Raw genomic sequence first — 12,723 nt, 5'->3', positions numbered from 1 at the left:
ATATCCATTACTACAATCATCAACGAATCAAGGTAAAATTAAAAGGCATGAGCCCGGTAGATTACCGGATTCATGCCCTCAAGGCTGCCTAATTAAATAAAGTGTCTAACTTTTTGGGTTCACTTCATTGCACAGCTCTTTATCGAATTATTGCACCTGTTTGTTCATTAAGAAAAGCTGCCAATCAGGATCATTAGCTCAAGTACAAAGATTTTTCAATAATTATAATAACCTTATTATCCTCAATTATTACTTTTTTGTTTTCTAAAAGTCGTGAAGCTATTGTCAACTTCATCAATCCCTTATCCAATCGACAATAATATAAACATACACTTCTTCTAGACAGTAATTCAGGATAAATAATGCAAAAGATTCTTTGGAAATATCCTTCAGCGTGTTAAATGGTGTATCGGAAGATTCTTGTTTAAGAACATGTATGTATTTTTACTTTCACTTTTATCACAAATCGTTTCGATGTTTTCAATGACTAATCAATAAATATACAAAAATCTTGCCATTATTATGCTTATAGTGATTATTCTTCCGAAATCCTTGATTCCAAGTACCGATCCAACTTCTTTTTTACCCGTTGAAGAGCATTATCGACCGTCTTTACCTGAATATCCAGTTCCTTTGATATTTCTAGATATGTTTGACCTTCCAGATACAAGTCCACCACTCTACTTTCCAACTCACTTAGGACTTCCGCTAAATTTAGCTCTATATCTGTCATTTCTTCTGATTTTATTAAAATCGTGACAGGGTCGATTTGTCTCTGTTCAGGGATTAGATCAATTAAGGCTTGTTCCGACTCCCCTTGATAGATAGGCCTATACAATGAAACATAATTATTTAAGGGCGAATGCTTTTGGCGGATAGCCGCTTTAACCGCCGTTATGATTTGCCTGGTAATGCACAGTTCCGCAAATGACCTAAAAGAAGACTTTTTGCAGTCCTTGTAGTCGCGAATCGCCTTATATAATCCAATCATACCTTCCTGAAAGACGTCTTCCTTATCTCCACCCGTTAAAAAATACTTCACAGCATTAGATTGAACGACACATCTGTATTTTTTGATTAAATAGTCCAGTGCATCTTCATCACCATATTGAATTTTCTCAACCAACATTACATCTTCCATATGAGTATAGTTTTCCACTTGTTTCTTCTCGATGATTACACTCATTTATTTTCCCCCACTCATTAAAGTTGAGCATCGATATTATGGTTGCATTGCCACATAAAAGTGTTAAAGTACATACAATACAATATAATAATATCTTAGAAATGACGATAAAGATATTCGTAAATATCGACATTTTTCTACAAAACTTCTACTATTATTCCTTCTCTTTAAAATACTGCCCTATAACTAAATCCACTTGCTGTATAATCAGCCCACTCAATGACCATAAACATTGTTTTTTTGTTATTTTTTACATTCAAGCTAAATATAAGAGATTTCTTTAGCGATAAAATGGATTCGACACAAACTGCGAGGTAAGAGCTAAAAGATAATAATTGAATTGGAACTAGAATAAATGACCATAATGGTAACCATAGATAAAAATATATATAAAGGATGATAACATGATTTATATCTATAATGACTATGGTGGGACACATACCACGGCCCTGGCAGCCGCCTATCATTTAAAAGAACTTACCCAATCTGAACGAAAACTAACTAAAGATGAAATATTAAATGTGAACTATTTCAATAAATTATCTAAAGATGATGCAGGGAAAATCATTTTTCATGGTATAGATGAAAATGGAGACTCTGTCTATACTATAGGACGGAAATCCTCCAAACTAGTTGTTCCAGCATTAAAAAATTTAATCTTATTACTTCAAAGCAAACATCCATTTCATGAAAAAATAATATTCTCAAATACATCACCAACTGTACCGTTCGTCATGTCAATTGGAGGATTTTTATCAAAACAATTAAAAATTGATTTGATTGGTGTACCATTATTAATTTTAGGAACCAAGCAATGCTGTGATAATATTTTTCGGTTGGTTGAAAATACGAAACAAATAGGGAAAAACTCAAACGAGGAAAAAGTGATCATTTTAGAAAATGAAACATATAAGTAAAGAGTTTATCTCTGTTAGATAAGACTAGCTACATAGAAATTTTCACCTCCATCACATACATGATTGACGAGCTTAGATGGGAAGCAATCGATAAAAAAGCATAACCAAAAGGGTTAAGTACTTTTAGGGGTTCAGACAGCATTACGCGAATTTACAACGTTAAAGAAATTCCACTATTAAACATCCCAATCTCTCAGTTCGATAAATGAGAAATTGGGATGTATTTTTTCAACAATAGCGCCCGTTTTGTTGAAGATCATTGCTTACCCTTTTTGGTAGAACACTCTTATTAAAGTGGTGGATTTTTTACACCTAAATGAACCCAATCTTCTTTTGGTGGCCCATAAACCCCATATGGTTTAATTCCTGCCTGACGCATAAGAACTGTAATTTGTCCGCGGTGATGAACAATATGCTTGATTAATCCCATTAGGATTGAAGCATTTGATTCCTGTCTTCCAAACGCTTCTTGTATTTGTCCTAGTGATTCGTCTGTCCATTGTTGTTCAATTATTTTAGCCGCGTGTGAGCTTACATTTTTAAAAGTTATGGCAATTTCTTTTGCAGAAGATGGGACGCTTTCCCCATTATCAATCCTGTCTATTTTAATTCCAAAATGTGCTAAATAATCTGGGATATTTGTTGTGAAATGCCACGCAATTCTTCCTAAAGTCCGACCTTCAGGATAAACTTTTTGTTCCAATGCATCATCAGTCAAGCTATCCAAAACACTTTGTGTCAGTATGGCTTCCTTATTCCATTCTTTAATAAAATCTGAAATTGTCATATACATAAACATCCCCCCATATTTTTATATTCAAAACACATTATAAAACATATGTTCCCTTAATTCAAATGCCTCATTAAACTCTTGCATTGCGTGAATAAAGCAACGGGGTACATAAACGGATTCATTATGAAACTAAACTTTTTAATCTTAATGCCGGTCATTGATTATTTTTATGTATCGTCGCTGTGGCTGAAAAAAACGCTTCAAACGCTTTTGTCGGATTGGCAAACCATTCAGCAATTTCGTTTGCTTGTACTTGGTCCTGAGCACCCTGTAGCAGCAATTGAATAACATGCTCAGGTAATGGTTCCGTCATGGCATTTGTCCATTCCGTTACCTCTTTTACATACTGTTTCGTTCGATTCCAATAAGACTTCCCTGTGTCTGCGTCCCACTTAGAATCTTTGTATTCAATAAGGGTTTCATACAATTGTTCAGCACAGTAAGAAGAAAGATTACAGCCTTGACCCGAAATAGGATCGTTTAGAAACACACTATCCCCACAGCCGACAACCAACTTATTATTAACCATGAGATACGGCTTTCGTATAACCGGTGTTAAGGCTGTTTGAAGAAAGCTACTTTCATCACATAAAGCAAAATTATTTCCATCAATTCGGTTATGAATTTCCGGGAAGAACTGTTGAACTGTACTCCTCATTTTAAGAGTAAACTCTTCTGCATTTTTTATACCTTTAAATACATCCAATTCAGTGTTTGGTATGCCCATAATGAATAGTATGGTCACAGGACCGTGTTCTGTTATTGCGGGTATTTCAAACATTTCACCCAACCCTGGAAGAACCGTAACGCTTACCCCTAGGGGAGTGTTTGCTCTTATTCCTGTGAAATATCCAACGATACATTTTCGCTGAGGAGTTTGGTAAGGAGTCAGAGCCTCTTCAATCGGAAACGGCAAAAGAGGTCCATTTTTCCCAGTACAATCAATAAGTAAATCGAACTCATCAATTAGTACTTCCACATTCTCTTTATCTACCTTTTCAAAACGGAAGGAAACTCCTTTTTCTATAAGATCTTTAATAGAATGAGAGTAATACAAACGTTGATCAACAGATAACGCCGGTTCTTGCAACATTCCCACAAATAGTTTTTGATTTCCAATTGTAATATGAATGCTTTCAAGAAGTGTTTGTTCTCCCCATTTCGGCATATTAAAACGTTTTTCACGAGTCCTTGTTGATCCAAAATGCACCTGGGTGGACATGATTCGGCCTTTTCTTATCTGATCTGGTGATTGACGTTCAATGACAGTGATATCAAAGTCGTCCTTTAGAGCATAAGCTAGGTGCAGACCCGCTACACCACTACCAATAATACAAAGTCTCTTTTTCAACAATCCCACTCCCTTAATAGTATATATTTTACATAAACGAGCGATCGGGGCGAATGCCTTAGCTACATTATCTGAACCTGCCTGTGAAATTGCTTTGGCTAACATTTCCAACTATTTGTATCTAACATTTATTTTATGGGAGGCTGATTTTCATGTAAATGGTTCTTTAGTGACAGAATCTTATTACGCGCCATATTTAAATAAGCACCTTTTAATAATACCAAGAAGGGAATATCTGGATTTTCTGTAAATTTCATAGAGCTTCATCGTCATCTTTAAAACATACCTGCAGAATGGATCAAATGGTCAATCGCAGGTGTTAAAAAAGAAAAATATCTTTTTAAAGTCGTAGATTTAGGTAAATACCTTAAGTTGGTGTATATTGTTGGAAAAGGTAGGTTGATTTTCTTTAAGAAAGAGGGGAATATTAACTTATTATAGTCGCTTTAGTTTCCATAACTTAAAATAGCAGGAAGTAACAATATGTACTAACTCAACCAAAAGGACGTGCCATAAGAATGAATCACGACAAAACAACAAGCTCTACTTTTCGTACAGGCCCCATGTTTGCGGTAATGCTGGCTGGTGCTCTGGTCGCTTTCTTGAATCAGACTTTAATCAATATCGCGTTGCCTCAATTGATGAATCATTTTGAAATATCAGCTGCAACAGCTAATTGGCTTACAACTATCTTTTTGTTGGTCAATGGGATTGTCATCCCGATTACAGCTTTCTTAATGGAACGATTTAATACGAGACAATTATATCTTGCTTCGATGGGACTGTTTGCTTTAGGAACTTTATTATGTGGAATTGCCCCCAGCTTCTTTGTCTTATTAATCGGACGTGTGGTTCAAGCTGCAGGTGCAGGGATTTTATTCCCTTTGATTACAAACGTAATTTTCACTATATTTCCTCCTAACAGACGCGGTTTTGCAATGGGTATATTCGGTATCGCAATGAATTTTGCCCCAGCCATTGGACCTACGTTATCAGGATGGATTGTACAAAACTATTCCTGGCGAGTCCTGTTTTTTATCATTTTCCCATTTGCACTTCTTGACTTAATTTTTGCCATTTTTATCATTAAAAAGGTGGGTGAAACGAGCCGACCTAAACTCGATAAAATTGGTGTCATTCTATCCACCATCGGATTCGGAGGAGTTCTATACGGATTTGCAACAGGCGGTACTAAGGGATGGGACAGCTTCGAAGTCCTGACTATGTTCCTTGTTGGCGGAATCAGTTTAGGGTTATTTGTATGGAGGCAATTTACTGTAAGGCATCCTATTTTGGAATTTCGTATATTCCGTTACCGGATGTTCACATTAACGACAATCATCAACATTATCGCGACGATGGGCATGTTCTCTGGAATGATTATTATGCCAATTTATATGCAAAATATCCGTGGCTTTACACCTATGGAATCTGGACTCATGCTATTGCCTGGGGGTATCCTAATGGGTATCATGTCTCCTATAACAGGAAAGCTATTTGATCGATTTGGCGCAAGATGGCTGGCAGTAAGCGGACTTGCTATTACTATTATTACAACCTATCTTTTAACGCGGCTTGAAACAGATACCTCTTTTTCTTATGTGGTGTGGGTATATACGATAAGAATGTTAGGTATGTCATTACTGATGATGCCTATCTTCACAGCTGGACTAAACGAATTGGCACTTAGTCTAAATAAATATGGAACAGCAATGGTGAATACATTGAGAATGGTTGCAGGTGCTGTTGGCATGGCGTTCTTTGTGTCAATAATGACAAATCAGGGTACGAAACATGTACAGGGAATTTTAACTAAAGAGCACATATCATCAGAAAATACAACTCAAATGGCCATGGCCATTAAACAGGGAAGCGTAATGGGGGTAGATGATGCATTTATGATCGCTACATGGTTAACAATAGTTGCGTTCATCCTGGCTTTTTACATTCGACGAACTTCACCACAAGAAGATACCATCACAAATCGCCTATCCAAGAAACATGTAACATGACCTAGTTTCCAAGGAACAATACATGAACAACTTGCCTCAAGAAGACAGTTAAATACCTGAAAAATAAGGGACACTTTTTAAAAGTGTCCCTTCATTCTAGCCGTAATTCCTTCATGTAATCTGCTGCTCATTCATACATAACCAAATTTCAGAACATCCATTTTTCCAAACTCCCATTCCTGCTTCCTTTCTGTATATTCCAACATCCTATTATTAGCAATAACATATTGCTAGATTGTCTATAAAAGCCAGTCTCAAAAAAGGAACTGGCTGCTATCACTATTACATTCTTTTAGCTCCTAAATATCTTTTTTCCCAATAACTATTATCCATTGAGGTAATGGTTACACCTGATGAGGAGCTGTGTATGAATTGATTACCCCCTATATAAATACCCGCATGTGAGGCACCGGATTTATAGGTTTCAAAAAAGACCACATCGCCAACTTGTGGTTTGGACACCTTTGTCCCCTTTTTATAAATTTCCGATACCGTTCTTGGCAAGGTGACATCTGCACTTTTTTCGAAAACATATTTTAGGAATCCGCTGCAATCAAAACCTTTTGGCGTAGTTCCACCCCATACATACCGTACATTCAAATGTTTTTTTGCTTCTTTTACTATCGCTGTAGATTTATTGCTTGAATTGTTCATGGCTGTCTGCTTTTTTATGCCTAATGCTTTATATGTATTCTGCCCTACAATGCCATCAGCTTTTAAGCCTTTACTTTTTTGAAACTTTACTACTGCACTTTTAGTAACCGTTCCAAAATAGGTAGTGGTATTATTACTCTTAAAATATTCTTTTTTCTTTAGAACCTCTTGTAGTTGTTTTACTTCTTTATGAGTCATTCCACTTTTTAATGTTCGGTCTCCTAGTGCTGCATTACTGACCAATGGATTCGATAATAACAATCCGGTAACTACAACTGAAGCTATAATTTTTTTCATTTTCTATTTTTCCCCCGATTAGGTCTTTTTCATTATTTTATCACCCTTAAATGACAAATATATTTACCTAAATTTACATTATCATTACAAATTTATGCAGAATACGTGCAAAAATGACATAATGCCTATAATTCGCCAATTTTCTCCTGAAAATGATGTGACAATAGTGCACCTTGAAAATAATAAGCATATGAATCTCTACTAAGTTGCTATGTTAGTAGTCTTTTGTGGATAGGTAGGTGGATTTTCCTGTTTGATTTTGTCCACTGTGTGCATACTGGTCCTAGGGACATACACTCAAAGTTCTATTCTTAACCAAAATGAGGCGGATGATTAGCAAGTAAGCAAAAAAAAGAAGATGAAACATTTCATCTTCTTTTCCTATATATTAATCGCTCCCCGTCACAAATAAATCTTCTTTAAAATAGGCGAGGACCTCACCAGCCACCACTTTTTCCCCTTCCATTACCTCCAAAGATTCGACCTCACCGCTGAGGCCAATATCAATGATTTCCACACGTCCGTCTTCTTTCTTAATATGAAATAACTGTTCCCATTCGTAGAATCTGGAGTTTTTGGATATCGAAATTTTTTCAACCCTGCCATCACAAGTGCTAAGGATTACATCAACATACATTTACATCATTCCTTCCTCAATATTGTTCAAAATGAAATGGGGATTGTAGGACCAAATTTAGAAAGTCTTGAAATTCGGATATATCTTCTTGTTCAATGCCAAGGGTCGGAGCCCAGTACTGATCTAAATTAATATCATCGGCACACAGAAGGATCATTCTTCCGCTTTGAATGGAAGTTACCATTGCTTTACCGTAAAACTGAGCCGAATATACAATGGTCACATCATATCTATAATTTCTTGATAATAAGCAATAATGATGTATGGCCTGGTTTTCTTTATTTTCCGAAAGAATATCAAAATTCAATTGATTGCCTCCTTTCTTGTAAGCCTTTAATTAGTTCAGAATCTGACCCATCCTCGATCCCGTGATGCTTCTGCTATTTTACGAATCCCTTCTATATAAGCAGCAACTTTCATATTCACGGAAAATTTTTGAGATGTTTGATAGACATTCAAAAAGCTGGCTGTTATTTTTTCTTTCAATCGTTCATCAACAAGCTCTTCCGTCCAGTAATAACCTTGGTTATTTTGGCACCATTCAAAATACGAGACGATCACGCCTCCTGAATTCGCCAAAATATCCGGGACTAGCATTACACCTTTTCCATCAAGAATTTTGATTGCTTCTTTTGTTGTCGGTCCATTTGCTGCTTCGATTAAGATTTCACACTGCAATCGTTCGGCATTATCTTTATTCACCACTCCACTAATAGCAGCAGGAATAAGCACATCACACTCTTTTTCCAATAATGCTTGATTGGATATTGAATCTTTGAATAAATTCGAAACGACCCCAAAAGAGTCCCTATTCTCCAAAAGGTAAGGAATGTCTAAGCCGTTAGGGTCATATAACCCCCCAAGTTCATCCGCTATCCCTACAACCTTAGCTCCCATTTCATGCAAATACATGGCCAAATAACTGCCAACATTCCCGAATCCCTGAATGATTATCCTCATACCTTCAATAGGAATCCCCTTTAAATCACTTACCATTTGAAGCGTATATAATACTCCCTTGGAAGTAGCCGTTTCCCTGCCCTTCGATCCTCCTAAAGTCAGTGGCTTACCTGTAATGAAGCCCGGTGAATCGAATTCCTTGATGTGATCGTATTCATCTAACATCCAGGCCATTATTTGGGAATTTGTATACATATCCGGTGCAGGAATATCCTTGGTCGGTCCCACTAATTGACTGACCGCCCTGACATACCCCCTGCTTAATCGCTCTAGTTCAAACGAACTCATCTGACGGGGATCACAGACAATGCCACCCTTTGCCCCTCCATATGGAAGATTCGTTATTCCGCATTTCAAACTCATCCAACCCGCCAATGCCTTGACTTCATTGGCAGTGACATCCGGGTGAAACCGAATCCCGCCTTTCGTTGGACCGGCTGCATCATTATGTTGAGCCCGATACCCTTGAAACATCCTTGTCTCCCCATTATCCATTTGAATGGGAATACTGACTTCCAAAAAACGCATTGGCGCTTTTAAAAAATCAAAAACCAGATCTGGATAGTCCAAAACATGAATGGCTTCTTTTAAAATATCCTGAAATTCTTGCAATGGATTATCCATTTGACGTTTTTCAATACTCTTTGTTTTGCCTGTCATATTAGCACCTCACTTTTATTCTATTAATAGATTAAGCAACTTTCATGCCAGTTTTGAAAACACCGTATGGATAGCCCTTTACATTCATGTTCGCCAGGCAAAACTCATCCAGACATATGTATCCATTCATAATCAATTCAGGATTGCATATGTAAAAAATGAAGTTGAAGTAAAAAAACGCATCCTATTGGAATGCGTTTTTTATCCGTTTGTCTATATCTGAATTTCTTCAACTTGATATTGGGGCGGAGCTTTCCGGAATGCCTTTGTAATATATAATAGATAACAAAAGCCAAGAATAAACCACGCTAATCCCATTATTAGTGAGCTTGTCTCAAGGTTGATCCAGAGTATCCCAATTGATATAGCTCCAATTAATGGCATGATCAAGTAATTGATACAGCCCTTAACCGTTCGATGCTTCTTTTCCCGGATGATAAAATGGCTGATAACTGACAGATTAACAAAGGTAAATGCCATTAATGCACCAAAGTTGATCAGTGACGTGGCTGTCACTAAATCGAAGAATAGAGCCGACAATGAAATGACTCCAACCAGGAGAACATTAATGGCTGGCGTTTTCCACTTAGGATGGATAAATCCAAACCATTTTTCCGGAAACACTTTATCACGGCCCATAACATACAAAAGACGGGAAACGCTAGCATGCGATGCTAGTCCAGAGGCTAGCGTATTAATGAACGTCGTACAAAGAAAAATGGATTGGAATAGCTTCCCGCCTACATAAAGGGCGATTTCCGGTAATGCAGCATCCGGTTCCTTAAAACGGGATATATCCGGAAAAAAGAGCTGAATAAAGAAAGATGCGGTAATGAAGATGATTCCACCCCAAAGTGCTGTTAAAAAAATCGCTTTTGGAATCGTTTTTTTCGGGTTCGGCGTTTCCTCAGATAGCGTCGTTACCGCATCGAATCCCAAAAAGGAAAAACAAAGGATCGTGGCTCCCGTTATGATTGTTGAATAGTCCATATCCCCATTTATGAAAGGCTTTATTGTAAACACTTCTCCTGTACCTTCTCCATTATGCAAGCCTTTGACAACAAGGATGATGAACACTACCATGATGGCAATTTGAATTAAAACAAAAAGGGCATTAAAGTTGGCCAGCACATTGACACTTCGGAGATTGAGTATGGTGACAATTGCTACGAACAATACTACCCAAAGCCATGTTGGGACTTCTGGAAATAATGCTGTCAGATAAATTTTGGTCAACAATGCATTTACCATAGGTAAAAACAGATAGTCTAACAACGAAGACCAACCTACCAGGAATCCTAAATGTCGATTAATGGCCTTTTGTGTATAAGTATAGGCAGAACCTGCAGCAGGAAAAACCTTTACAAGTTTTCCATAGCTTGCGGCTGTAAAAAGCATCCCCACCAATGCAACGATATAAGCAGTCGGCACATGGCCTCCCGTAATTCCAGATACAATGCCAAATGTATCAAAAACGACCATGGGTGTCATATAAGCCAGCCCCATCATGACAATTTGCCATAATTTCAGTGTTCTTTTCAATGTAACCTCATTTTCCACCTATCATTCCTCCTTGAAACCGCTTTCAAATAGTAGGTTCAATTTCTTACTAGATAAATTTCAATGCCTCCCTCTTTTGAAAAGTTTTAACTGTATACCTTTATGCAAATTCTGTGCCAAATGATTGCTGTTTATTTCAATAAATATAAACGCTAAAAATACGTTGAAATTCCCTTATAAGACACATCCTTAGCTGGCTTCATGGAAATGTAGCATTACGGTCTTCTATTAAAATTACGATTCAATTTTCCATAGATTATTCGCGCCTGCATACTCCCTTACAAATGAAACCTAGTAATAGTCAGCAGTAAATCTCTTATTATGAATTGGCATAGTATTTGCATAATAGTTAAATGAGTTCAATTTAAAATGAATGTTTAAGCCTATTAAAAGTTATAAGAAAATGGAGGAATAGAAAAATGAAATATCCTTTATCACCTGATGTTAAACCAGAGTTTTGTACGACAGGATCGTTTATGCGCTTACCTTCTTCACGTGAAAATGCCAAATTGGCAGTGGTAGGAATGCCTTTTGATACAGCTGCTTCATTCAGGGTAGGAGCACGGTTTGCCCCACAGGCAGTCCGCCAGGCATCGATGACATTGTTTCCTTATCACCCCATTCAAAAGGTTTTCCCGTTTGACGAATGTAATGCAATAGATATTGGCGATGTTTCGGTGATTCCCCATAATATACACCGAAGCTATGAGTTAATTGAAACCGCTATGTCAGATTTGATGAAAAACGGAATCATCCCCATAGCAATTGGAGGAGATCATTCAGTAACTTTAGCTAATCTAAGAGCTGCCGCAAAAATACATGGGCCTGTTGCACTCCTTCATTTTGATTCACATACAGATACATGGGATACATATTATGATGAGAAGTATTGGCATGGTTCTCCGTTTATCCGTGCATATGAGGAAGGTTTGCTCCAAACGGATAAAGTTTTCCAAATAGGAATCAGAGGTACGCTCAATCATCCAGGAGATATTGATTCCAGCACGGATCTCGGCTACAACGTGATAACTACGCCTCAGCTGAAGGAAAGAGGATTCATGGATGTTGTGAAGGAAGTCAAGAAGACCATTGGTGATACACCATGTTTCTTGAGCTTTGATATTGATTTTGTTGATCCATCCTGTGCACCTGGTACGGGCACCCTTGAGGTCGGCGGTCTGAATAGTTTTGAAACCTTAGAGATGATTCGTTCCCTGCAAGGATTCAACTTTATTGGATTCGACCTGGTGGAAGTCCTCCCACCCTATGATCCAACACAAATCACATCACTATTGGCAGCCACCATCATTCATGACTTTGCCAGTTTAGTAGCCTTGAAAATCAAAAAAGAACAAGAAAAATCAATCCAAAATAATTAAGGAAAGTTATGATCTCAAGTTCATGAGCATCATGTTTTGAACTTCTTTTTACGAATCGATAAGCTGGAAGTATCCCCTACAGGTAGACAGGCAAAAGGAGGACATTTGATAAAATGGTCTTACTAGTCTCTCTGATTGGGGATTTTTCATGGCGGTTAAACTCAGGTCATATTCTGCAGCCCTGAGTGATGTTTAAAAAATCGGTGAAGCTATTACAGGTCCAAGCAAAAGAAGCAACCCTATGATGACAACCACTTCCACATAATAAACACGCCCCTTTTATTAATTGTTAGAAATCTTCTCTCCGAATTCGCATT

General features: G+C 37.4%; 12 protein-coding genes. 4 read left to right on the top strand and 8 right to left on the bottom strand.

Annotated features, from left to right (window positions below; all coding sequences use genetic code 11):
- Nucleotides 1-92: IS3 family transposase (locus LQ203_RS08135; protein WP_230156708.1), on the top strand; the 92-nt coding region annotated here is incomplete at its 5' end.
- Nucleotides 93-535: 443 nt separating this feature from the next.
- On the opposite strand, the gene sigH is transcribed toward LQ203_RS08135, so the two are convergent.
- The gene (sigH, locus tag LQ203_RS08130) at nucleotides 536-1,186 is read right to left on the bottom strand and encodes an RNA polymerase sporulation sigma factor SigH (protein WP_230157084.1); all 651 of its coding nucleotides are present in this window, start codon (nucleotides 1,184-1,186) and stop codon (nucleotides 536-538) included.
- A gap of 404 nt (nucleotides 1,187-1,590) precedes the next feature.
- Here sigH and LQ203_RS08125 point away from each other — a divergent pair, with 404 nt between their 5' ends.
- Nucleotides 1,591-2,103: a DUF3189 family protein gene (locus LQ203_RS08125; protein WP_230157083.1), complete on the top strand. Its 513-nt coding sequence runs from the start codon at nucleotides 1,591-1,593 to the stop codon at nucleotides 2,101-2,103.
- Between the two features lie 289 nt (nucleotides 2,104-2,392).
- Here the strand turns inward: LQ203_RS08125 and LQ203_RS08120 are convergent, their stop codons facing one another.
- Nucleotides 2,393-2,896, bottom strand: a complete 504-nt coding sequence (locus LQ203_RS08120; protein WP_230157082.1) for a DinB family protein — start codon at nucleotides 2,894-2,896, stop codon at nucleotides 2,393-2,395.
- Between the two features lie 154 nt (nucleotides 2,897-3,050).
- Nucleotides 3,051-4,256 (bottom strand): styrene monooxygenase/indole monooxygenase family protein, encoded by a 1,206-nt coding sequence (locus tag LQ203_RS08115; protein ID WP_230157099.1) that lies wholly within the window; start codon nucleotides 4,254-4,256, stop codon nucleotides 3,051-3,053.
- A gap of 509 nt (nucleotides 4,257-4,765) precedes the next feature.
- Between LQ203_RS08115 and LQ203_RS08110 the strand changes: the two genes are divergently transcribed.
- On the top strand, nucleotides 4,766-6,259 hold the full coding sequence (locus tag LQ203_RS08110; RefSeq protein ID WP_230157081.1) for a DHA2 family efflux MFS transporter permease subunit: 1,494 nt from the start codon (nucleotides 4,766-4,768) through the stop codon (nucleotides 6,257-6,259).
- Between the two features lie 282 nt (nucleotides 6,260-6,541).
- Here the strand turns inward: LQ203_RS08110 and LQ203_RS08105 are convergent, their stop codons facing one another.
- From LQ203_RS08105 to LQ203_RS08085, 5 genes are all read right to left on the bottom strand, one after another.
- The gene (locus tag LQ203_RS08105) at nucleotides 6,542-7,210 is read right to left on the bottom strand and encodes an NlpC/P60 family protein (protein ID WP_230157080.1); all 669 of its coding nucleotides are present in this window, start codon (nucleotides 7,208-7,210) and stop codon (nucleotides 6,542-6,544) included.
- 388 nt (nucleotides 7,211-7,598) lie between these two features.
- Entirely contained in the window at nucleotides 7,599-7,847 is a 249-nt protein-coding gene (locus LQ203_RS08100; protein ID WP_230157079.1) for a hypothetical protein, read from the bottom strand.
- A gap of 16 nt (nucleotides 7,848-7,863) precedes the next feature.
- Entirely contained in the window at nucleotides 7,864-8,154 is a 291-nt protein-coding gene (locus tag LQ203_RS08095) for an SAV0927 family protein (RefSeq protein ID WP_230157077.1), read from the bottom strand.
- Nucleotides 8,155-8,189: 35 nt separating this feature from the next.
- Nucleotides 8,190-9,467 (bottom strand): Glu/Leu/Phe/Val dehydrogenase, encoded by a 1,278-nt coding sequence (locus LQ203_RS08090; RefSeq protein ID WP_230157076.1) that lies wholly within the window; start codon nucleotides 9,465-9,467, stop codon nucleotides 8,190-8,192.
- Between the two features lie 213 nt (nucleotides 9,468-9,680).
- Nucleotides 9,681-11,027 (bottom strand): APC family permease, encoded by a 1,347-nt coding sequence (locus LQ203_RS08085; RefSeq protein WP_290370542.1) that lies wholly within the window; start codon nucleotides 11,025-11,027, stop codon nucleotides 9,681-9,683.
- Nucleotides 11,028-11,446: 419 nt separating this feature from the next.
- Between LQ203_RS08085 and speB the strand changes: the two genes are divergently transcribed.
- Nucleotides 11,447-12,406, top strand: coding sequence for an agmatinase (speB, locus tag LQ203_RS08080; protein WP_230157075.1), 960 nt, complete (start codon nucleotides 11,447-11,449; stop codon nucleotides 12,404-12,406).
- Nucleotides 12,407-12,723 lie beyond the last annotated feature (317 nt).

The sequence above is a fragment of the Peribacillus sp. Bi96 genome, assembly GCF_918698115.1.
In the GTDB taxonomy this organism is placed as follows: Bacteria; Bacillota; Bacilli; order Bacillales; family DSM-1321; genus Peribacillus.
This window is presented reverse-complemented; position numbering and strand designations above follow the sequence as displayed.

Excerpts from the sequence above, each read along its gene's own strand:
- sigH (WP_230157084.1), bottom strand. The coding sequence starts at position 1,186 with ATGAGTGTAATCATCGAGAAGAAACAAGTGGAAAACTATACTCATATG.
- LQ203_RS08125 (WP_230157083.1), top strand. The coding sequence starts at position 1,591 with ATGATTTATATCTATAATGACTATGGTGGGACACATACCACGGCCCTG.
- LQ203_RS08120 (WP_230157082.1), bottom strand. The coding sequence starts at position 2,896 with ATGTATATGACAATTTCAGATTTTATTAAAGAATGGAATAAGGAAGCC.
- LQ203_RS08110 (WP_230157081.1), top strand. The coding sequence starts at position 4,766 with ATGAATCACGACAAAACAACAAGCTCTACTTTTCGTACAGGCCCCATG.
- LQ203_RS08105 (WP_230157080.1), bottom strand. The coding sequence starts at position 7,210 with ATGAAAAAAATTATAGCTTCAGTTGTAGTTACCGGATTGTTATTATCG.
- LQ203_RS08100 (WP_230157079.1), bottom strand. The coding sequence starts at position 7,847 with ATGTATGTTGATGTAATCCTTAGCACTTGTGATGGCAGGGTTGAAAAA.
- LQ203_RS08090 (WP_230157076.1), bottom strand. The coding sequence starts at position 9,467 with ATGACAGGCAAAACAAAGAGTATTGAAAAACGTCAAATGGATAATCCA.
- speB (WP_230157075.1), top strand. The coding sequence starts at position 11,447 with ATGAAATATCCTTTATCACCTGATGTTAAACCAGAGTTTTGTACGACA.